This is a genomic window from Arthrobacter sp. TmtSoilC79 (assembly GCF_059739405.1).
The window spans coordinates 4678313-4698319 of sequence record NZ_AP046051.1; the positions used below are offsets into that span (position 1 = coordinate 4678313).

The window sequence follows — 20007 nt, forward strand, 5'->3', positions numbered from 1 at the left end:
CATTATTCGTACTTTGCTTCGCTTGCCTCTAATTGCTCCAAGAAGAGGTCCCGCTAGGCCGCCTATGGAGTTAGCCGGCTGCGGCCAACAGAACACTCGACCGAGTATCACGAGGGCCCATCAGCGCTCCCGGCGCCGTGGCCTCGGCAGAGTAGAAGGTGTTGAGTCTGGCGGTAGAGGGTTCGGGCGATGTAGCGCTTGAGAGATCTGCGTATTTCTCGGTAGCTGCGGCCTTCTTGGGTGCGTTTGGCGACGCACTCCCGCGTTCCGGGATGGTGAATCATCCGAGTCATGGCGATGGCGTGCAGGGCTCGGTTGAGTCGCCTATCACCTCCTCGGTTGAGCCTGTGCCGGACGGTGTTGCCGCTTGACGCTGGCAAGGGATTCACCCCTGCAAGTGAAGCGAAGGCTGCTTCGCTGCGGGCCCTTCGTAGATGCGACCAGCCCGTCAGGACGGCAGCGACTGATACGGCGCCGGCGCCCACCATCTCCAACAGCGGGGCGGCGGGGCTTTGCCGGATCAGCTCAGTCATGCGCTTCTGGTTAGCAGCCAGTTCAGTGGTCACTTCGAGAACGCGGCGTGCCAAGCGAACCGCTTCCTCCCGTGCGATCGCTAGTTCCATCTGCTCCTGTCGTCCCCGCCATCTGCTGATCAAGGCGATCTGAGCGGGAACCAGAGGTTTTCGGGCGTCGATTCCAAGGTCATGTGCCCGGAGTAAAGCGATGAGTGCATTAACATTCATTGTTCGTTCCCGCGTCAGCTGATCCCGGGCTGCACTCAGGATCCTGAGTGCAGCCCGGGTTCCTTCATCCTCTCGCGGAGCCCGGAACTGGGCTTCCTCCAACCTCAGGACAGCGGTTCCGATGGCGGTGGCGTCCAGCGGGTCGGATTTGCCTATCCACCGGCGGCCTCGGGCGTTCATCCGTGGAGCGTCGGCGATGTCGTAGCCTGCGTCGGTTATGGCCCTGGCCAGCCGTGCTCCATAGGAGCCGATACCTTCTACGGCCCATAGACAGGCCATATCGCCGTCTGTCCGTCGGCCTACCCAGGAAAGTGCGCGGGAGATCCCTGCCGCGGTGGTCGGAAATTGCTCACACGCGACCTGTCGGTTGGTACTGGCTTCGATAATGGCATAGGTGTGGGTGAGGGCGTGACAGTCCACGCCGATGATGAACGGGCCGTTCTGCGCAACGATAGTCAATGCGGACACCCTCCTTCCTTTTGAACGGATAAGACTGGCCGCATCACGGCCGACGTCGAATCTGGGAAGAGTCACTTCGAGGCAAAACTGTGATGAGCCACAACCCGCGGAGGCTGGGCAAGCTTCTAATCAAGCCACCGACGTGCGACAGGTCAACGCCGACCGCTCCACCCAGCGCGGACAAATCGGGGGAAATGCACCCTCAAGGGCAACTTGTTTTTCGAGTCATGCGCCAAGCAGAACGACCAGCACCAACACTGCCAGCTAGTCCCAGACCAACCACTGCAAGACTCACAGTTGGGCTCGTGGTTGGTGGTTGCCTACGCGGTGCTCGGCTCGCTGCTGTGGAATTACGCTGTAAGGCCGCACGAAGAAGCGGACTTGGAGCATCGGTTCGGCGCCGAGTTCCAGCGATACCGTGAGTCAGTACGCTGCTGGGTTCCCCGCTGGTGAATGGACTGCCCTTGCAGTGATGGGGAGGCCCCTCAGTTCTTCGTCGACGAGTCCATCAAGCCATTGAGGAAGCCGTAATCCAAGGCTTCCGCCACCGTGGTGTACGTGCCCGTAGTGTTCAGCTCTTCAGTTGCCTGCTGCGCCACAGCGTAAGCGGCTTGGGCGATGCTGGATCCCAGGCTGACCCGGCCCACCCCCAGCTTTCCAAGCTCACCAACGCTGAGCGATCCCGCTCCGACCATGACATTGAGGGGGACGGAGATCCCGGCGGTCAGGGCGGCGATGGTCCCTGCCTCTGATGCTCCTGGGACGAAGATGCCGTCGGCACCTGCCTCAATGTACTTTTCTGCCCGGGCCAGGACTTCCTCGATCTGCTCCTCAACAGTGCCGGCACCGGCCAGGAAGACGTCGGTGCGTGCATTGATGAACAGGTCGCGGCCTGCGCTCCGTGCGGCATCCCGCGCTGCCGAAATCCTGGCGCAGAATTCCTCCGGGCGCCTGGAGCCGTCCTCCATGTTGATTCCCACCGCACCGGCTTCAAGAATCCCGGCGACTGTCGTAGCGATTCCCTCGAGCGTTTCGGAGAATCCGCCCTCGATGTCCGCAGTGACGGGTACGTTGACGGCCTCCACGATGCCGGCAACTACGGCCACGGCGCGCTCCCGGTCCAGCCGGTCGCCGTCGGGCAGGCCCAACGACCAAGCGACGCCCGCACTGGTAGTGGCAACAGCGGTCGCACCGGCTGCCGCAGTAACGACGGCGCTGGCCACGTCCCAGGCGTTGCTCAACGCCAAGGGCTTTTGGCTCGTGTGAAGGGATCGGAAGTGGGCGGCCGTTTGGTGATGTTCGAAGTTCATGAGTTCATTCGATCAGCCGGTGTGGAATCTGGCTGGCGGGAATCGGACATTACCAGTGCAGCGCCTGACTAGACCCGCTGCTCCGTCAGCATTGCCTCGAGAACCTGGGCCACGCCGTCGTCGTCGAAGTGCGGCGCCTGCTGCCCGGCGGCGAGGATGGCCTCAGGGTGCCCGCTGGCCATCGCGTAACCGTGACCGGCCCAGCGCAGCATCTCGATGTCGTTGGGCATGTCGCCGAACGCCACAACATCAGCGGCTTCGATCCCCAGGGACTCAGCGTATTTCGCCAGGGTGACGGCCTTGTTGATGCCCGGAACGGACATCTCCAGCATCGCCGTCTGCGGCGCCGAGTGCGTTGTGCTCACCAGATGCTCCACCGCCGGCTGGACCTCGGCCAGGAACTCGTCCGGAGTACCCTTGCGGGTTATTGCCAGGAATTTCACGACGGCGTCATCCGCCGTGAGCGTCTCGGCAAGCGGTGCGGGGGTGAACTCGGCCAGAAGCTCGCTGGTTTCGTTCTCGATGAAGCCCGGCTCCAGCTGGAAACCCGTGAGGGTCTCAACGGCGAAGAGTGCATCGGGCCGGATGGATTTGATGATGCGGCGCGCTTCAAAAACGGACCCGGCATCAAGGACAGACGAGGACAGTGCCTTCTCAGATTCGAGATCCCACACCACGGCGCCGTTGGAACAGATCACGATCCCGCTGTGACCCAACTGCTCCTGCAACGGGTACAACCAGCGCGGCGGGCGACCCGTGACGAAGACGAGTTCCACCCCTGCGTCGCGGCACGCCTGGAATGCCTTGATGGTGCGGTCACTGATTTTGCCGTCGTGACCGAGGATGGTGCCGTCAATATCGCTTGCTACGAGCCGCATCATGCCAGTCTACGTGGGTAGCCCGTGCGTCCTTCACCGCTACAGCTGGTCAGGTTCATAGTCGAAAAACGCCGCTCTCGGGAGCACCTGCTTTTCCCAGAGCCTCTGTTTGTCTGCCCTACCCAGCCGTGCAATATCGGCAGCAGCGTCCCAATTGTCACGGATACTCGACACGAGATTGTCAATAATCTCCCGGCCTTGTGCTGCGCTGAGCCCGTATGTCTCGGACTCGCCCACCAAAGCTGCGAAGTTGGAGACCTTCGCGCCGCGATCACCGCGTCCGTAACGCATCGCCTGTTCGAAAGTATCGCCGGACCTCTGCCCTGGGGCCAGATCGTAAGCCGGTGTCAGTTCCAAATGTTTCCCGTCCCAGAACGCCGCGTGATTTCGCGCGTGATCGTCGTTGTTGCTAATGGCAATATTCATCGCGATGCGTTGAAACAGCTCTGGTCCCGGCTTGGTGGCATCCTTGGCGTACTCGCGGAGCACATCAAGGATCTGGGGGTATGACACGTATCGTGCGTACATCTCGTCCGTCTGGGCCATGGTCAGGCCCGACACTGCGTGGCGTCTCCCGCCCGCCCCGTCACGGTCGAATCGCTGGACAAGAAGGACTTCCCGTCCGAGAGACGGCACAACCTTGCTATCGGCCACGTTCATACCGGCGCGCCGGGCTAGTTCAAGCATCGCCCCCTCAGCGTTTACCACCGAGAAGACGCGGTCGTCGGACGAGGAAAACTTTGCGAGCCACTCGCTCCCGTCATCCTCAGTGAGCGTCGCCTTGGGACGCGCACCTCCGAGGCTGGTGCCATGAATCATGGCTGCCTCAAGACTTGCCGAAAGCTCGCCGCCTTCATCGAGGATCGTGGCGGCCCTGTGCAACTCGTCCAAGGTTGCCGAGTCATCCCTGGCCACGTACTCATCCCGATCAACTTGGAAGTCCAAAGCGCCGAAGCGGTTCGAACCCGAACCCAGCATGTAGTCGATCTCGCTAAGGGAGTTTGGGGCAACATTCCGCCTCCTCTCAATGACACCGCGACCCCACCTATCGGGGCTGCCATCCCTGAGAACGCCAGCGATGCTCAGTCCGTCTGAAGGCTCCTGCACTCCTGGCCGAAGGGGAAGCTCAGGGGCGAACAGGCTGATGGCGTCCGGGCGGGATCTGTAATTCAGGCCGTAGATGAACGTGACGAGCGGCCCGGTTTGCTCCACCCTCCCGGCTACCACAGGCTCGGTTCCGCCCGGCAGCCAAATCCAAACGTAGAGCTCGTCAGAAATCGTCATCCACACTCCTGCTCTTCGGTCGGCGCACACGACTGGGTAGGAGAGCCAGCATCTCCTCCCCACGCTGACGACGAATCGCCAGCTCTGCACGGTCTTCAATACCAAAGATGGGAACGCCAACGAGGTCCGCGAGTTCCATCATGGTACCTACGGCCGCACCACGGCTGCCGGCCTCAGCTGCGAGTACCGTCTGCTCCGAGACATTCGCACGAGCCGCCAGTTCCTTTGCGGTCCATTTTCGTTCTGTTCGTCCTTGGCGGATGAGTTGCCCCCACACGGTTAGGGCGTCCTGAATATGAGGACGAAGGGGGACGCTACGCTTCGCCATAACCAGCCTTCTTAAAACATCGCTTATAGCCCTTTAGGGATGTTTTATTATAGCGTTACCACCGCCTTCAAGACGATGCTTGTCTGGAACGGAGGGAGTTGTCTGGAGAAAGTCCAGATCCGGGGCATAGTGTGAAGCCATGAGTGAGAAGACCAGCGAAGTCGAAGAACACAGCACCCGCGGTGCGTACGTCACCGGCAGTGAGTTCACCCGGGACACCAATTACATCGAGGACAGAATCACCCGCGACGGTGCCGCCGGACCCAATGGCGAGCCTGGCTGGCCTGTTGAGCCGGGGCGGTACCGGTTGATCGCAGCAAGGGCGTGCCCGTGGGCCAACCGCGCTGTCATTGTGCGCAGGCTGCTGGGCCTTGAGGACGTCATCAGCCTCGGCCAGCCCGGCCCCACCCACGACGCACGCTCCTGGACCTTTGACCTGGATCCCGACGGCAAAGATCCCGTGCTCGGCATAGAACGCCTCCAGGAAGCATTCTTCCGCCGTTTCCCGGACTACCCGCGGGGCATCACGGTGCCGGCGCTTGTGGACATCCCGAGTGGCCAGGTGGTGACCAATAACTTCCCGCAGATCACCCTCGATTTCTCCACGGAATGGACAGAATTCCACCGTCCGGGCGCACCGCAGCTGTACCCGGAGCACTTGCGCGAGGAAATCGACACGGTCAACAAACGCGTCTTTACCGAGGTCAACAACGGCGTCTACAGGTGCGGATTCGCCGGATCCCAGGAAGCGTACGACGCCGCCTACACCCGGCTCTGGAACGCTTTGGACTGGCTCGAGGAGCGGCTGGCGGGGCAGAGGTACCTGGTGGGCGATTCCATTACCGAGGCCGATGTCCGGCTCTTCACCACGTTGGCGCGCTTCGACGCCGTCTATCACGGCCATTTCAAGTGCAACCGGAACAAGCTCAGCGAGATGCCGGCGCTTTGGGCCTACGCCCGGGACCTGTTTCAGACACCGGGGTTCGGGGACACCATCGACTTCGTGCAGATCAAGCAGCACTACTACATAGTTCACGAGGACATTAATCCCACGCAGATCGTCCCTGCCGGACCCGATCTATCCGGCTGGATCACCCCGCACGGACGCGAAGCCCTAGGCGGGAGCCCGTTCGGCGAGGGAACTCCGCCGGGACCGGTGAAGGCCGGGGAGGAAGTAGCTGCAGGGCACGGAGCGGGCTAACCGGTCTGGGCTCATGCCCGCTCGGCCGCTGCGTTTATGCCTCGTCTATGCCACACCGTGGTTAAGCTCGGCGCGCGTGGGCGGGTTTGCGCCTGCCCGTGACACCGTAACTGCCGCCGCCCGTGTGGCGTGATCCATGATGGCTTCCAAGGTTTCTGCAGGCATCGCCCGGAGCTCTGCGCGGTTCTGCGCGCCATCCAGCCCGTGGTCCACAATCGCGGACAACAGGCCGGCCATGAATGAGTCGCCCGCACCCACTGTGTCCACCACGTTCACGGACGGGGCGGCAACCTGCGCTTCCCCTGCCCTGGTCACACCCCAGGGACCCTGCGAACCCCGCGTGACCACTACCAAAGCCGGGCCTTCCGAGCCGCCCAATGCCAGCCAGCGGCGTGCGGATTCCACCGGATCAACACCGGGGTAGAGCCATTCAAGGTCCTCATCCGAGGCCTTCACGACGTCGGACAGCACCACGAAGCGCTCGGCTTGGGTCCGTGCGTATTCAACGTCCGTAATGATGCTCGGACGGCAGTTGGGATCGAAGCTGATGGTGCTGTTCGGGTGGGCATACTCGACGGCGGCAAGCACCTCCGCTGCGCCAGGCTCCAAAGCGGTGGCGATCGAACCTGTATGCAGCAAAGTGGCACCCTGGAGCATCAGCGGCAACCGCGCGGCGAGTCCGGGCAATTCCCAGGCGAGGTCGAAAACGTAGGTGGCGGCGCCGTCGTCGTCGATCTGCGCTGTGGCCACGCTGGTGGGCTTTCCGTCGGGCGGAAGCGGCACCATGACCGAACTCGAGCGCAAATGCGCAGCAATGGAATCCCCGTAAGCGTCCTTGCCGTAGCGGCCGATGAACTGCACAGGGTGGTCCAGGCGCGCCAAGCCGACAGCCACGTTCAGCGGACTGCCGCCAACGTGCGCCTCAATCCCGGACGGACGTTGCACCACATCAACAAGGGCCTCACCAATGACTGTCAGCATGGGACAACTCTGCCAGAGGTCGGGAGCGCCCGACCAACAATTACGAGAGCAGCCGTTGCACCAATTCCCGGCACTTCTTATATGCCACGGCTTTTGGATCAATCAGGTCGAAGTGGTCGCCGGGTACGCGAAGCAACTGGGCTGCGCTTCCAGCAGCCGTAGCCGCAGCAACATATGCCTCGGACTGGCTGGCGGGAACGTCCTCGTCATCCGTGGCGTGAACGGCATATACGGGGACATCCAGCGGCAGCGAACTCATGGGATCCGCATACTTATGCCGTTTGGGGTATCTGGCGGAATCGCCGCCCATCAGGTTGCACACGGCGCCGTTGCTGAGGTTCAGCTTCTCCGCGGCGGCGAGGTTCAGGAGGCCGGACTGACTGACGACGCCGGTCAGGTGCACGGCTTTGTCCTCCGGGCTGCGCTGGAGCTGGCGATCGGCGTCGGGCGTTCCGATGTCCGAGAGCCGCTGCCGGCCAGCAGCCCAAACAGCCAAATGGCCGCCGGCAGAGTGACCCAGGGCCACCACTTTGCCGAGCTGGAGGTTGTGGTCGCCGGCAATGGTGGACAGGTGGTCGATGCCGGCCAGGATGTCCTCGAAAGTATGGGGCCAACCACCACCGTTACCGGCCCGCCGATATTCGAGGTTCCAAGCAGTGATGCCGTGCGCTGCCAGATCCCGCGCGAGGGGCTCGCCGAGCTCCGCGCCGTACTGTGAGCGCCAATAACCGCCATGGATCACAACAGCGATTCCACCGGCAACCGCAGACGCGCCACGATGGTTTCCGTTGGACGGTTCAGGTATGAAGAGTTCGCCCCATTGGCTGGGGTGTTCGCCGTAGCTGTACTTGTGCCGCAACATTGCGCCCTCCTTTGTACTGAGCCTATCGTGACGATTCACTGGTTTGGCTAGAGGCACCCCGACGGCGGGTGGCTCGGTTCAGTGTCGGACCCGCACCGTAAGCTGGGGGCATGGCAAGCAATTGGGACAGCCTGGACCGGGAACAGCGCGACGCGGTAGAGGCGAACGTGGCGCTCTATGAGCGTGTCCGCCCTGCTTTGAAGCGGGTTACGCGTGATGTGCTGCTGACCTTGAGGGACATGCTGAACGACGCCGAGGTGACGCCTTTGTTCGTCACGGGTCGGACCAAGACGGTGGAGTCATTCCGGGAAAAGATTTCCCGGACGGACGATCCCTTGGAGCCGGGCGGGCCACGGTTGCTGAAGTTCCCGGATCCTTTCCGCACCTTGAACGACATGGTCGGCATCCGCGTGATCACCAAGTTGCCGGCCGAAAACGCTGCCGTTGCCAACATCATCAAGCGCCAGCGGCAACTTTTTGATTGCCGGGGAGACCGGGAGAAGGACATCGGTTCAATCGAGTCCGGAACCTACGGTTATTCCAGCCGCCACCTCATTCTGCGCACCATCCAGAACGAGGCCGTCAAGGAGTACCAGCACGTCTTCAACCCGGAAATGCCCGCCAACGGCAGCTACTTCTTCGAATGCCAGATCCGCACCGTCTTTGCGCACGCGTGGAGCGAGATCGAGCACGATATCCGTTTCAAGGCCGAAGACCCGCGCGCCTGGACCCCGCATTTCGACCGCCAGTTCACGGCCACTGCAGCCATGCTGGAAACGGTGGAGAGTGCCTTCGCCGATCTTCACGAGCGGTACGAGGAAGTCCGCGGCTACTGGGACCTTGAGGGTGAGGGCGGCTCACCGCTGACGCCCAACAGGGTCCGTGACGTCTGGCGTACGCTCCTTCCTCACGTTGACCGTAAAGTTGATGATGACTGGGGATGGGCTGCCGAACTGCTTGCCGCCCACGGACTGACCAAGACCGTGGAGCTCGCCGGACTGCTCAGCGCCAACCGGATCACCGAGGTCCGCAAGGCCCTGGACCATCGCTATTCCCCAGGCCCGGACCGCCTTTTGGATGACCTCCTGCTGTGGCAGTACGGAACCGGACACATCGATCTCACCGCTGAGGCGCCCGACGTCGTCCCGCACCCGCGGCGCGACAGCCTCCAGCGGCGCCTTAAGCAGATTGAGCGCTACCGCCAGACTGCGCTCTAGGACAACTGCACTGTAAGGACCCATGACTCCCGAGCAACTCATGTCACTGCGGGCGACGTTCCGCTCGCCCCGCCGCCTCCTGACTGAATCCCTCGCGGGGCTCGTTGTGGCCCTGGCTTTGATCCCCGAAGCCATTGCGTTCTCCGTGATTGCCGGAGTGGATCCGCGTATTGGCCTCTTCGCATCATTCACCATGGGCGTGGTCACGGCCTTGGTCGGCGGCCGTCCCGCCATGATCTCCGCGGCCACCGGTGCCGTGGCCTTGGTGATCGCCCCGGTGATGAAGGAACACGGGCTCGACTACTTGATTGCCACGATCATCCTGGCTGGCGTTTTCCAGATCATCCTGGCGGTCCTGGGTGTCACCAAACTGATGCGCTTCATCCCCCGATCCGTGATGATCGGGTTCGTCAACGCCCTGGCAATCCTGGTGTTCATGTCCCAGATGCCCGAGCTCTTCAACGTGCCGTGGATGGTCTATCCGATTGTCATCGTGGGCTTGGTGATCGTGTTCGGACTGCCCCGCATCACTACCGCCATTCCTGCGCCGCTGGTGGCGATCGTGGCCATCACGCTGGTGACCGTACTGGGTGGCATCGACGTTCCCACCGTCAGCGACAAAGGCGAACTCCCGGACAGCCTGCCCGGGTTCTTCCTTCCCAACGTGCCCCTGAACCTGGAAACCTTCCAGATCATTGCTCCCTTCGCGCTGTCCATGGCACTGGTTGGCTTGCTGGAATCGCTGATGACGGCCAAGTTGGTGGACGACATCACGGATACGCGCTCCAACAAGACACGGGTGTCCTGGGGCCAGGGCGCGGCGAACATCGTCACCGGCTTCCTTGGTGGCCTGGGCGGGTGTGCGGTGATCGGCCAGACCATGATCAACGTCAAGGGCTCAGGGGCCCGAAGCCGCCTCTCGACCTTCCTGGCCGGCGTGTTCCTGCTGGTGCTGGTGGTTGTCCTGGGCGATGTTGTGGGCATGATTCCCATGGCGGCCCTGGTGGCAGTGATGATTTTCGTTTCGCTGATTACCTTCGATTGGCACTCCATCCTGCCCTCCACGCTCAAGCGACTCCCCAAATCGGAGACGGCGGTCATGCTCATCACCGTTGCCGCGGTGGTGGCGACGCACAACCTGGCGGTGGGTGTCGGCGTCGGCGTCCTGACCGCCATGGTGCTGTTCGCGAGGCGTGTAGCCCACTTCGCTACGGTGGAGCGGACCGAACTGGAGCTCAACGGCGAGCATGTTGCAACGTACACCGTGGACGGCGAACTCTTCTTTGCCTCGTCCAACGATCTGTACACGCAGTTCGACTATGCGAAAGATTCCTCAGAAGGCATAGATCGGGTGATCATCGATCTCCATGGCTCACACATCTGGGATGCCTCCACGGTGGCGGTGCTGGATTCGGTGATCGAGAAGTACCGGAATCATGGGCGGGAAGTGGAGTTCATCGGGCTCAACGAGGCCAGTGTTCGGATGCGTGAGCGCCTGGCGGGGAAGCTCAACTCCTGACCCAACCAAGTGACATATACGCTCCGCCGAATGTCACGAAGTCGCGGGGCCGCCGGGGTGAATGTGAGCATGGATGAATGCTTGAGGCAACCAATTCCCCGTCGAAAACCGAAGAAGCCGCTACCCCTGCCAACCCCGCGCTTGCTGCGGAAGCCCGGATTGCACGCATTGCCGTTACCGTATTCCCCATTTTGGTAGTGGTTGCAGGCGTGCTTGGCTTCCTGCTTCCGGACCTCTTCAAACCGATGGGCGTCGCGGTTCCCTACCTGCTGGGCGTCATCATGTTCTGCATGGGCCTCACGCTGACTCCGCCCGACTTCGCCTCGGTGGCCCGGCGCCCGTGGGCTGTGGCGCTGGGTATTATTGCCCACTACGTCATCATGCCCGGTGCCGGCTGGCTCATTGCAGTGCTCCTGCAGTTGCCGCCGGAACTGGCCGTCGGCCTGATCCTCGTCGGCTGCGCCCCGTCCGGCACTGCGTCCAACGTCATGGCATTCCTGGCCAAGGGCGATGTGGCGCTGTCCGTGGCCGTTGCCTCGGTTTCCACCTTGATCGCACCGATCGTAACGCCCACACTGACGCTTTTCCTGGCAGGCTCCTTCCTGCACATTGACGCCGGGGCCATGGTGATGGACATCGTGAAGACCGTCTTGCTGCCCGTGATCGCCGGACTGTTGGCCCGGCTGTTCCTTTCGAAGCTCGTCGCGAAGGTCCTTCCGGCACTTCCTTGGGCCTCCGCCGTCGTGATTTCACTGATCGTGGCGATCGTCGTGGCGGGCAGTGCCAGCAAGATCGTGGCTGCCGGCGGGATCGTTTTCCTCGCAGTAGTCCTCCACAACGGATTCGGCCTGGGCCTTGGGTACTTGGCGGGCAAGCTGGGCAGGCTGGATGACAAGGCACGCCGGGCCCTCGCCTTTGAGGTTGGCATGCAGAACTCCGGCTTGGCCGCGACCCTGGCCACCGCACACTTCAGTCCCCTGGCTGCCCTGCCATCCGCAGTGTTCTCGCTCTGGCACAACATCTCGGGGGCGATCGTGGCAGCCTGGCTGGCACGCCGGCCCCTGAAGGACTAGCTCCTAAGACTGCGTGGTGCCGCGGTGGTGCAGCTTCCACGGCGATGCCACCCGGATGCCCTCCGCCGGGGTGGTGCCCGCCAAGCGGTCAAGCAGCATCCTGACTACTTGCTCGAACATCGGCTCCGGACCCACGGTGGTCAGCGCCGGATCATATTCCTGGCCTTCGGTAGAGTTTCCCACTCCCACGATTTGGACGTCCTCCGGGACCCGTAGGCCGAGGCGGTAGGCGGCGCGAATGGCTTGCAAAGCCTCCATGTCGTCCGTGCAGAAGATGGCCGTGGGCCGGTCCGGAAGTTGGAGCAGCTGCAAAGCCGACTGGTACGCGGTGGCCGGCTGATGCTGCGATGTCCTGACCAAGGACTCATCCAGGGGTATGCCTGCTTTCTTCAGTCCGGCTGCGTAAGCATTGAACCGGCTTTTGGGCCGGCCATCCGGAGCGGCCCTGCGGATGCAGGCGATCTGACTGTGGTTTGCAGTGAGATATTCCATGCACTCCGCCAGCCCTTCGTCGGATTCGGGAGCCAGGACATCGAACCCGGCGGGCTTCATGGTTCCGGAGATCACCACTTGCGCAACCCCGCGGCGGGCCAATTCGGTCACTGTTTCATCCTCGGAGCGCGCTTCCGGGAAGTAGCCGATGATGACGCCGTCGGCGCCGCCGGACATCATGAACTTCCTCCAGTCGTCGCCCAGGAGGATGACCGGCTGGTAACCGTGCCCGGGGAGAATCCGGGCTGCGGCTGTTGCGAGGGCCCGGTCCCACGGCCAGTCCAGGTTTCCAATGGCCACCGCCACCACATCCGTCTTGCCGCGACGCATCCCGCGGGCAGCTTGGTTGGGCACATACCCGAGTTCTTTGACCGCGGCCAGAACCCTGTCCTGCGTGGGCTGGCTGATCCGGGTGGTGCCGCCGTGACGGCCGGAGAGAACGTAGGAAACTGTTGTCAGCGATACATCCGCCGCCATCGCTACGTCCCGGATGGTGGGCTTGGATCCCTTGCTCACGTTGTGACTCCTGGTAGACGGCCAATCTCTTGAACTCTAGCCGCAACCGGCGTGGACTCCCCTTGACGCAATTAGTTGAGAACGTTAACAATTGCGGGAGCCTACAAATACGAGCGGGAGATCTTTCGATGAAGAACTGGGCAGGAAATCTTGAGTACTCGTCTGCGGACGTCCAGCGGCCCACATCCGTGGAGCAGCTGTGCGGGCTGGTAGCCAAGGCAACGCAGATCAAGGCCCTTGGTTCCCGGCACTCCTTCAACACCGTTGCCGATACCGAAGGCACCCACCTCCTCCTCGATGCCCTTCCGCAGGAGGTCGTTTTGGACACCGCCAAGGGCACGGTGAAAGTCAGCGGTGGCATCAGTTACGGCGCCCTGGGCCGCGCGCTCGAGGAACAGGGCTACGCCATCCACAACCTGGCCTCGCTCCCCCACATCTCCGTTGCGGGTGCCATCCAAACCGGCACGCACGGCAGTGGAGTCAACAACCCCTCCTTGGCTGCCGCCGTCGTCAGTATTGACCTGGTGCGCGCCTCCGGCGAGCTGGTGACCCTGACCGCGGACGACCACGAATTCCTCGCCAGTGTTGTGGGCGTGGGAGCCCTGGGCATTGTCACGGGACTGGAACTGGCAGTCCGGCCGAGCTTTGAGGTCCGGCAGCGCGTGCTTACCGGGCTGTCCTGGGATGGCGCTTTGGCGAACTTCCAGGCCATTGCTTCGAGCGCGTACAGCGTCAGCTTCTTCACGAACTACACCGGCGACACCATCCCCCAGGTTTGGCTCAAGGCGCTGGACTCCGAAGCTCCCCTGCCTGATTTGTTCGGGGCAACGGCTGCGACGACGGCCCTGCACCCTTTGCCGGACATGTCGGCCGAAAACTGCACGGAACAGCTGGACGTGGCTGGGAAGTGGCTCGACCGCTTGCCGCACTTCCGCCACGAGTTCACTCCGAGCAACGGAGAAGAACTTCAGAGCGAATTCCTTTTGCCACTCGACCAGGCACCGGCTGCCCTGCAGGCCGTCCGGGCCCTCGCCCACAAACTGGCCCCGCTCCTGTTCATCTCGGAAGTCCGGACCATTGCGGCTGATGAATTCTGGCTCAGCCCCTTCTACCAGCGGCAAAGCGTAGCGCTGCACTTCACGTGGAAACCCGTGCAGCAAGAGGTGGAAGCAGTGCTGCCCGAGCTCGAGGAAGCCCTGCGCCCGTTCGGTGCCCGGCCGCACTGGGGCAAGCTGTTCACGCCCGGCCAGTACGATTTTGCCGCACTGTACCCGCGGTTTGAAGACTTCCGGGCTCTGGTGCAGGCCCACGATCCCTCGGGGAAGTTCCGCAACGAGCTCCTGGACAGCGTGCTGGGCGTAGCCGTTAAGTCCTAGCCCCCAACCACGTTGCCAACCCTCTGTTCCCCTCGCTGGCTGCAACGGGAAAGGGTTGTCAACGTGGTTGGCGGGTTTAGGAGATGTGCGCCAACACGGCGCCGGCAGTGACCACGCCTCCTGGCGCGGACACGACTTCCGAGAGCGTTCCTGTGCGGTGGGCGGGGACCTGGGTTTCCATCTTCATGGCCTCCAGCACCACCAAAGGGTCACCGGCGGATACCTCTTCGCCGGGTTCGACGAGCCACTTCACTACTGTTCCGGCCATGCTGGAGACGAGTGCTGATTCGGCCGGGGAGTCACCTGTGCCGATGACAGAACCCGGCGTATCGGTCGATGGTGAAAAGGCCGGAACACGCTGCCCGGAGCGGGCCCAACCATCCAGGAGGTCAGCCGGGAGCCCCACCGCGAGGCGTTTTCCGTCAATGTCCACGGTGATGGTTCTGCGCTCACCCTCCGGGGCCACCACTTTGAACTCCGGGTCCACCGGGATCTGGTCTGCGAAGTCCGTCTCTATCCAGCGGGTGTGGACCCGCATTCCGGCAACGGAGGTGAAGTCCTCGGACTCCAGGACTGCACGGTGGAACGGCAAGACGGTCGCCAGGCCGGTGATGTTGATTTCGGCCAGTGCCCGGCGTGCACGGCGGAGTGCCTGTTGGCGGTCAGCGCCCGTCACGATCAGCTTGGCCAGCAGTGAGTCGAACTGGGGCGCCACGAATGATCCGGAACGGACTCCGGTGTCCAGGCGGATGCCCGGACCGGTAGGTGCCTCGAAGAGGGCGACGGTGCCTGGTGAGGGAAGGAATCCGCGGCCGACGTCCTCGGCATTGATGCGGAACTCGAAGGAGTGGCCCCGCGCCACAGGATCTTCCAGGACGCTCAGCGGCAGGCCGGCGGCGATGCGGAACTGTTCCTGCACCAGGTCGATACCTGCGGTTTCCTCCGTGATGGGGTGCTCAACCTGGAGCCGTGTGTTCACCTCAAGGAAGGCCACGGCGCCGTCGGCCGAGACAAGGAACTCCACCGTTCCGGCACCGTAATAGCCGGCTTCGCGGACAATTGCCTTGGCACCTTGGTAGATTTGCTGCCGCTGCACGTCACTGAGGAACGGGGCGGGAGCCTCCTCCACCAGCTTCTGGTGGCGCCGCTGCAACGAGCAATCGCGGGTGCCCACTACAACGACGTTCCCGAGTTTGTCTGCGATGATCTGTGCTTCCACGTGCCGCGGCCGGTCGAGGTACTGCTCCACGAAGCACTCGCCGCGGCCAAAGGCGGCAACAGCTTCACGGACTGCGGAATCGAACGCTTCCTCAACTTCGCCGAGCTCCCGGACCACCTTCAGCCCGCGGCCACCGCCGCCAAATGCGGCTTTGATGGCGAGGGGAAGTCCGTGCTGCTCAGCGAAAGCACGGGCCTCCGCAGCCGACGAAACAGGGCCGTCGCTGCCGGCAACCATGGGTGCGCCCGCGCGGACGGCAATCTCCCGTGCCGTGATCTTGTTACCCAGCAAGCGGATGGACTCCGGTGAGGGGCCGATCCACTCGAGGCCGGCGTCGAGTACCGCCTGCGCGAAGTCCGCATTTTCGGACAGGAAGCCATATCCGGGGTGGACGGCGTCCGCACCGGACTGCGCTGCGATATCGAGGAGTTTCCCTATGTTCAAATACGTTTCAGCCGGCGAGTTTCCCACCAAGCTGTAGGCTTCGTCGGCAGCACCGGCATGCATGGCATCGGCGTCGATGTCCGCGTAGACGGCGACAGACTGTATGCCTGCGTCATCGCAGGCTCTGGCGACGCGGACTGCTATTTCGCCACGGTTCGCGATCAGGACCTTGCGCATCAAATACTCACTTTTCTGGGGACTTGTTGGTGGTGAAATCCGGGGAATCCGGGACAAGGCGGAAGCGGATCCTTCCGCCGATGGGAACCTGCGCGGCGAGGTCAAGGTGTTCGTCACGCACCACGCCAATCACCGGGTATCCACCCGTGATGGGGTGGTCCGCCAGGAAGAGCACCGGCAATCCGGCCGGTGGGATCTGGAGGGCTCCGGCCATGGTTCCTTCACTGGGCAGTTCGCCATCCCGCGTGCGCTGCAACGGCGTTCCGTCCAGGCGCATGCCCACCCTGTTGGACTGCGGTGTCACCAGCCATTCCTGATTGCAGAGCGACTCCAGGGCATCGGCGTCGAACCAATCCGCCCGCGGCCCGGGAATGACGTCGAGCACAGTGGCTCCCGTTCCGCGGAGGTCCGGGAAATCGGGCTGGAGTTCGGGGCTTCCCACCGCTGTGGAAGCCGTTTCGTCACCCACAGCAAGGACCTGCCGGATGGTCAGTGGGGCGGGTCCGATCCCGCTCATGGTGTCCGCGGACCGGCTGCCCAGAACCTTTGGGACATCCACACCGCCACGGATCGCGATGTAGTTCCGGAACCCCGCTTCCGGAGCGCCCACGGTGAGGGTTTCGCCGTCGAGCAATGCGAAAGGAGCGGCCATGGGAACGGTCCGCGTCGCACCCGGCTGGGCGCCGGCGTCGTCCGACTCTTCGTCCTCAACCCACGACGGCGACTCGATGGTCAGCGTCGTCGGCGCACCGGTCACAGCAATCACCTGATCGCCAACAGCTTCCACTGCCAGCCCGCCGTTGACCGATTCGATGGCCGCAGCTAAAGCGGCGTTCCCGACCAGCCGGTTGGCCCGACGCAACGAGGCCCTGTCCAGGGCGCCCGCAGCCGAGACACCGAGGGGACCGTAGCCTCGGCGGCCGAGGTCCTGGATAAGGCTCTGCGCGCCTGGGTTCAGTATCCGCAGGCCGGGCTCAGCATGGTCTTCCTTGTCGGGTTCGCGCGCTGGGGATTCAGCAGCCGTGACGACCTCGCGGACGGCCCGGTACTGGACCCGGTCACCTGGCCGGACAAGGGCCGGTTGTGCCCGGTCCAGGTCCCACATCCTTGAACCGGTGCGTCCAATGAGCTGCCAACCGCCCGGAGACCGGCGGGGGTAGACCGCGGAATACTGTCCGCCGAGAGCTACGGATCCGGCCGGCACAGCCGTCCTGGGGGAAGAGCGTCGTGGAACCGTGAGGACCTCATTTTCGCCCACCATGTAGCCGAACCCCGGCGCGAAGCCTGCAAAGGCAACAGTCCAGATCTGGCCCGTATGGGCTGCTATGACGCCCTCCACGCTCAGGCCGGTGAGCTCCGCGACATCCGCCAGGTCCTCGCCGTCGTACACGGTATCGATGACCACCAGCCCGGAATCGGTCACGTCCGGCGCAATGAGCTCCAGCTCCAGCAACCGTGCGCCGATTGCCCGGGTGGCCGCTGCGGACTCACCCACCACCATGACAGTTTCTGCGGCGGCCAGAACGTCCACTTGTCCCGGCAGCGGGGACTTGTTGAGCATGTCCTGCAAGGCAAGGACGTCCGGGAGTCCGTCCAGTTCCGCCAGCACGGCACGGGTGCCCACGGGCCTGACGGAGCGAACCCTCTTGGCTGTGGCTGTGTGCATCACGGTTCCCATTGTTCGTTACGCCGCCGGCTGGGCGTGCGTCCCCTGCATGAGCCGGACGTCTTCTTCCGGCTTCGGGTCGCGGCCGAGGAGCATGCCAACGATCGTGACAATGGCAGCGAGGAGGATGTAAACGGCAATCAGGTACCAGCCACCGGTTCCTCCTCCGTAAAGGAGGGTGAAGATCACCGGGGCGAATCCGCCGCCGATGACGCCGGCCAGGGTGTATGCCAGCGAGCTGCCGGCGTAACGAAGCCTTGCCGGGAATTGCTCGGTGATGAAGGCAGCCTGCGGACCGTACATGAAGGCGTGGAGCGCCAGGCCGATAACAGCGCCCAGGATCAGCATTCCAACGGACTTTCCTTGAATCATCAGGAAGAATACCGGGATGTAGGCCGCGGTTGCAGCGGCAGCGATGCCGTAGACCCAGCGACGGTTGAAGCGGTCCGTCAGGGCGCCGGCAAGCGGGATCAGGAAGAGCTGGAAGGCCGAGCCGATCAGGATGGCGGACAGCACGTTGCCCGTGGTCATTCCCAGTTCCTTGGTGGCGTAGACGGCCACGAACACAGTGAACAGCGAGTAGAGGATGTCGGGGCAGATGCGGGATAGCGAGGCAGCAATCAGCGCCCGGGGCTGGGTGGTGAAGACTTCTTTGATGGGAGCCTTGGGACGGTCTCCCTGGGCTTGGATGGCCTTGAACACTGGGGTTTCCTCCAGCTTCAGGCGGATCAGCAAGCCAAAGACCACCAGCACTGCCGAGGAGAGGAATGCCACACGCCAGCCCCAGGAGAGGAAGGCCTGGTCGCTGAGCGAAGCCGCAAGAATGGCGAGGACGCCGTTGGCCATCAGGTTTCCTGCCGGCGGGCCAATCTGCGCCGCCGACGACCAGAAGCCGCGCCTGTTGGGGTCGCCGAACTCACTCGAGAGCAGTACGGCGCCACCCCACTCGCCGCCGACTCCGATGCCCTGCGCGAGGCGCAACAACACAAGGATGATCGGGGCCGCCAGGCCAATCACGGAGTAATCGGGCAAGGCTCCGATGAGGACTGTGGCTGCGCCGATCAGCAGCAAGGTGAAGACCAGGACGTATTTGCGGCCGATCTTGTCGCCGAGCCGGCCAAAGATGACGCCACCGATCGGACGCGCAAAGTAGCCAACTGCGAAGGTGGAGAAGGACAGGATGAGCGCAACGAATTCGTCGTTGCCCGGGAAGAAGATCTTAGGGAACACGAGGGCCGAAGCCACCGAGTAGATGGCGAAGTCGTAGTACTCAAGCGAGGTGCCGGTGAGGCTGGCGATGTACGCCTTGATGGCGCCGGCCGGTGGCTTCCTTGTCACGGCCCTGGCTGCCTTGTTGGTGCTGGTCATGATTTCCTCCGGGGGGATGAGGGATGTGATGCAGAGTCTTGTTGCAGTTAGAGGAACGAGCCGACGGTAACGCCGGCCTCGCCCAGAGCGGACTTCACGGCGGTAGCCATTGCCACGGCTCCGGGTGAGTCACCATGCACGCAGATGCTCTCCGCGCGGATTTTCAGGATGGAACCGTCACGGGTCTTGACGGATTGTTCGGTGGCCATGCGCAACACGTGTTCAGCCACTTCTGCGGGGTCATGGAGAACCGCGCCGGCTTGTGAGCGTGCCACGAGTGTTCCGTCCGGGTTGTAGGCACGGTCCGCAAAAGCCTCAGCAACGCCACGAAGTCCTGCTTCTTCAGCGAGACGCAGCACTTCGGAGCCCGGGAGGCCGAGAATCGGGAGGTTGGGGTCCACCGACTTAACAGCATCCACCACGGCACGCGCCTGGGCCGTGTTCTTGACGATGGCGTTGTAGAGGCCACCATGCGGCTTGACGTACTGGACGCGGGCACCAGTGGTGGCGGCAAGCGCCTGCAGCGCACCAAGCTGGTAGACCACGTCATCAGCCAGTTCAACAGGATCGATGTCCATGAAGCGGCGACCGAATCCAGCGAGGTCCCGGTAGCCAACGTGGGCACCAATAGCGACGCCGGCCTTGGCCGCCTTTTCGCAGGTGCTGCGGATGACACTGGGATCGCCGGCGTGGAAGCCGCACGCAACGTTGGCGCTGGAGACGGAGGTGAACATGGCAGCATCATCGCCGAGCGTCCAGCGTCCGAAAGACTCTCCGACGTCGCTGTTCAGATCGATGGTTGCCATGATGTGATCCCTGCCTCGTGATGTGCGTTACATCCAGCATGCACCAATCTGCTGGATTGTTCAACAATCCAGCGATCCTATTTTTCGG

The 20007-nt window shown here is 63.1% G+C and carries 17 protein-coding genes and 1 pseudogene; 6 read left to right on the forward strand and 12 right to left on the reverse strand.

From position 1 onward, the window contains the following. Nucleotides 1-107: 107 nt before the first annotated feature. Nucleotides 108-1202 carry an IS110 family RNA-guided transposase gene (locus AC6JA3_RS21515; protein ID WP_497920655.1) on the reverse strand — a complete coding sequence of 365 codons (1095 nt, stop codon included), beginning with the start codon at nucleotides 1200-1202 and terminating at the stop codon, nucleotides 108-110. 297 nt (nucleotides 1203-1499) lie between these two features. Between AC6JA3_RS21515 and AC6JA3_RS21520 the strand changes: the two are divergent. Next, nucleotides 1500-1655: pseudogene (locus tag AC6JA3_RS21520) on the forward strand (methyltransferase family protein); the annotation flags it as partial. 32 nt (nucleotides 1656-1687) lie between these two features. Here AC6JA3_RS21520 and AC6JA3_RS21525 read toward each other — a convergent pair. The 4 genes from AC6JA3_RS21525 to AC6JA3_RS21540 form a co-directional block, all read right to left on the reverse strand. Continuing rightward, complete coding sequence (locus AC6JA3_RS21525; protein WP_497920586.1) at nucleotides 1688-2512, reverse strand: isocitrate lyase/PEP mutase family protein; 825 nt, start codon at nucleotides 2510-2512, stop codon at nucleotides 1688-1690. A 68-nt stretch (nucleotides 2513-2580) separates the two neighbouring features. Further along, the gene (locus AC6JA3_RS21530; protein WP_026547224.1) at nucleotides 2581-3390 is read right to left on the reverse strand and encodes an HAD family hydrolase; all 810 of its coding nucleotides are present in this window, start codon (nucleotides 3388-3390) and stop codon (nucleotides 2581-2583) included. 39 nt (nucleotides 3391-3429) lie between these two features. Then, the gene (locus AC6JA3_RS21535; protein ID WP_347782254.1) at nucleotides 3430-4674 is read right to left on the reverse strand and encodes a type II toxin-antitoxin system HipA family toxin; all 1245 of its coding nucleotides are present in this window, start codon (nucleotides 4672-4674) and stop codon (nucleotides 3430-3432) included. Beyond that, on the reverse strand, nucleotides 4661-5002 hold the full coding sequence (locus tag AC6JA3_RS21540) for a helix-turn-helix transcriptional regulator (protein WP_026540958.1): 342 nt from the start codon (nucleotides 5000-5002) through the stop codon (nucleotides 4661-4663). The genes AC6JA3_RS21535 and AC6JA3_RS21540 overlap by 14 nt, the downstream gene beginning before the upstream one ends. Nucleotides 5003-5141: 139 nt before the next feature. On the opposite strand from AC6JA3_RS21540, the gene AC6JA3_RS21545 reads away from it, so the two are divergent. Further along, the gene (locus AC6JA3_RS21545) at nucleotides 5142-6203 is read left to right on the forward strand and encodes a glutathione S-transferase family protein (protein WP_497920587.1); all 1062 of its coding nucleotides are present in this window, start codon (nucleotides 5142-5144) and stop codon (nucleotides 6201-6203) included. A gap of 45 nt (nucleotides 6204-6248) precedes the next feature. Here the strand turns inward: AC6JA3_RS21545 and AC6JA3_RS21550 are convergent, their stop codons facing one another. Together AC6JA3_RS21550 and AC6JA3_RS21555 are read right to left on the reverse strand one after the other, a co-directional pair. Beyond that, nucleotides 6249-7184, reverse strand: coding sequence for a carbohydrate kinase family protein (locus AC6JA3_RS21550; RefSeq protein WP_497920588.1), 936 nt, complete (start codon nucleotides 7182-7184; stop codon nucleotides 6249-6251). 40 nt (nucleotides 7185-7224) lie between these two features. Beyond that, nucleotides 7225-8046, reverse strand: coding sequence for an alpha/beta hydrolase fold domain-containing protein (locus AC6JA3_RS21555; protein WP_497920589.1), 822 nt, complete (start codon nucleotides 8044-8046; stop codon nucleotides 7225-7227). A gap of 110 nt (nucleotides 8047-8156) precedes the next feature. Between AC6JA3_RS21555 and AC6JA3_RS21560 the strand changes: the two genes are divergently transcribed. The 3 genes from AC6JA3_RS21560 to AC6JA3_RS21570 all read left to right on the forward strand — a co-directional run bounded on the left by AC6JA3_RS21560 (nucleotide 8157) and on the right by AC6JA3_RS21570 (nucleotide 11855). Then, nucleotides 8157-9263 carry a GTP pyrophosphokinase gene (locus AC6JA3_RS21560; protein ID WP_026547230.1) on the forward strand — a complete coding sequence of 369 codons (1107 nt, stop codon included), beginning with the start codon at nucleotides 8157-8159 and terminating at the stop codon, nucleotides 9261-9263. Between the two features lie 22 nt (nucleotides 9264-9285). Then, nucleotides 9286-10782 (forward strand): SulP family inorganic anion transporter, encoded by a 1497-nt coding sequence (locus tag AC6JA3_RS21565; RefSeq protein ID WP_497920590.1) that lies wholly within the window; start codon nucleotides 9286-9288, stop codon nucleotides 10780-10782. Nucleotides 10783-10859: 77 nt separating this feature from the next. After that, the gene (locus AC6JA3_RS21570; RefSeq protein ID WP_497920591.1) at nucleotides 10860-11855 is read left to right on the forward strand and encodes a bile acid:sodium symporter family protein; all 996 of its coding nucleotides are present in this window, start codon (nucleotides 10860-10862) and stop codon (nucleotides 11853-11855) included. Between the two features lie 3 nt (nucleotides 11856-11858). Here the strand turns inward: AC6JA3_RS21570 and AC6JA3_RS21575 are convergent, their stop codons facing one another. After that, nucleotides 11859-12863 carry a LacI family DNA-binding transcriptional regulator gene (locus AC6JA3_RS21575; RefSeq protein WP_223944293.1) on the reverse strand — a complete coding sequence of 335 codons (1005 nt, stop codon included), beginning with the start codon at nucleotides 12861-12863 and terminating at the stop codon, nucleotides 11859-11861. A gap of 128 nt (nucleotides 12864-12991) precedes the next feature. On the opposite strand from AC6JA3_RS21575, the gene AC6JA3_RS21580 reads away from it, so the two are divergent. Further along, on the forward strand, nucleotides 12992-14239 hold the full coding sequence (locus AC6JA3_RS21580) for a D-arabinono-1,4-lactone oxidase (RefSeq protein WP_497920592.1): 1248 nt from the start codon (nucleotides 12992-12994) through the stop codon (nucleotides 14237-14239). 76 nt (nucleotides 14240-14315) lie between these two features. Here AC6JA3_RS21580 and AC6JA3_RS21585 read toward each other — a convergent pair whose 3' ends face one another. Genes AC6JA3_RS21585 through AC6JA3_RS21600 form a run of 4 tightly spaced genes read right to left on the reverse strand, consistent with a single transcriptional unit; the run spans nucleotide 14316 to nucleotide 19919 of the window. After that, nucleotides 14316-16079, reverse strand: coding sequence for an acetyl/propionyl/methylcrotonyl-CoA carboxylase subunit alpha (locus tag AC6JA3_RS21585; protein ID WP_497920656.1), 1764 nt, complete (start codon nucleotides 16077-16079; stop codon nucleotides 14316-14318). Nucleotides 16080-16086: 7 nt separating this feature from the next. Beyond that, the gene (locus tag AC6JA3_RS21590) at nucleotides 16087-17757 is read right to left on the reverse strand and encodes a 5-oxoprolinase subunit B/C family protein (protein ID WP_497920593.1); all 1671 of its coding nucleotides are present in this window, start codon (nucleotides 17755-17757) and stop codon (nucleotides 16087-16089) included. A gap of 6 nt (nucleotides 17758-17763) precedes the next feature. Further along, nucleotides 17764-19113 (reverse strand): MFS transporter, encoded by a 1350-nt coding sequence (locus tag AC6JA3_RS21595; RefSeq protein WP_026547236.1) that lies wholly within the window; start codon nucleotides 19111-19113, stop codon nucleotides 17764-17766. Nucleotides 19114-19160: 47 nt separating this feature from the next. Next, nucleotides 19161-19919, reverse strand: coding sequence for a LamB/YcsF family protein (locus tag AC6JA3_RS21600; RefSeq protein ID WP_497920594.1), 759 nt, complete (start codon nucleotides 19917-19919; stop codon nucleotides 19161-19163). Nucleotides 19920-20007: the final 88 nt, after the last annotated feature.

What these genes read in the sequence shown, in the direction of transcription:
- AC6JA3_RS21525 (WP_497920586.1), bottom strand. Translation starts at nt 2,512, where the DNA reads ATGAACTTCGAACATCACCAAACGGCCGCCCACTTCCGATCCCTTCAC.
- AC6JA3_RS21530 (WP_026547224.1), bottom strand. Translation starts at nt 3,390, where the DNA reads ATGCGGCTCGTAGCAAGCGATATTGACGGCACCATCCTCGGTCACGAC.
- AC6JA3_RS21535 (WP_347782254.1), bottom strand. Translation starts at nt 4,674, where the DNA reads ATGACGATTTCTGACGAGCTCTACGTTTGGATTTGGCTGCCGGGCGGA.
- AC6JA3_RS21540 (WP_026540958.1), bottom strand. Translation starts at nt 5,002, where the DNA reads ATGGCGAAGCGTAGCGTCCCCCTTCGTCCTCATATTCAGGACGCCCTA.
- AC6JA3_RS21545 (WP_497920587.1), top strand. Translation starts at nt 5,142, where the DNA reads ATGAGTGAGAAGACCAGCGAAGTCGAAGAACACAGCACCCGCGGTGCG.
- AC6JA3_RS21550 (WP_497920588.1), bottom strand. Translation starts at nt 7,184, where the DNA reads ATGCTGACAGTCATTGGTGAGGCCCTTGTTGATGTGGTGCAACGTCCG.
- AC6JA3_RS21555 (WP_497920589.1), bottom strand. Translation starts at nt 8,046, where the DNA reads ATGTTGCGGCACAAGTACAGCTACGGCGAACACCCCAGCCAATGGGGC.
- AC6JA3_RS21560 (WP_026547230.1), top strand. Translation starts at nt 8,157, where the DNA reads ATGGCAAGCAATTGGGACAGCCTGGACCGGGAACAGCGCGACGCGGTA.
- AC6JA3_RS21565 (WP_497920590.1), top strand. Translation starts at nt 9,286, where the DNA reads ATGACTCCCGAGCAACTCATGTCACTGCGGGCGACGTTCCGCTCGCCC.
- AC6JA3_RS21570 (WP_497920591.1), top strand. Translation starts at nt 10,860, where the DNA reads ATGCTTGAGGCAACCAATTCCCCGTCGAAAACCGAAGAAGCCGCTACC.
- AC6JA3_RS21580 (WP_497920592.1), top strand. Translation starts at nt 12,992, where the DNA reads ATGAAGAACTGGGCAGGAAATCTTGAGTACTCGTCTGCGGACGTCCAG.
- AC6JA3_RS21585 (WP_497920656.1), bottom strand. Translation starts at nt 16,079, where the DNA reads ATGCGCAAGGTCCTGATCGCGAACCGTGGCGAAATAGCAGTCCGCGTC.
- AC6JA3_RS21590 (WP_497920593.1), bottom strand. Translation starts at nt 17,757, where the DNA reads ATGGGAACCGTGATGCACACAGCCACAGCCAAGAGGGTTCGCTCCGTC.
- AC6JA3_RS21595 (WP_026547236.1), bottom strand. Translation starts at nt 19,113, where the DNA reads ATGACCAGCACCAACAAGGCAGCCAGGGCCGTGACAAGGAAGCCACCG.
- AC6JA3_RS21600 (WP_497920594.1), bottom strand. Translation starts at nt 19,919, where the DNA reads ATGGCAACCATCGATCTGAACAGCGACGTCGGAGAGTCTTTCGGACGC.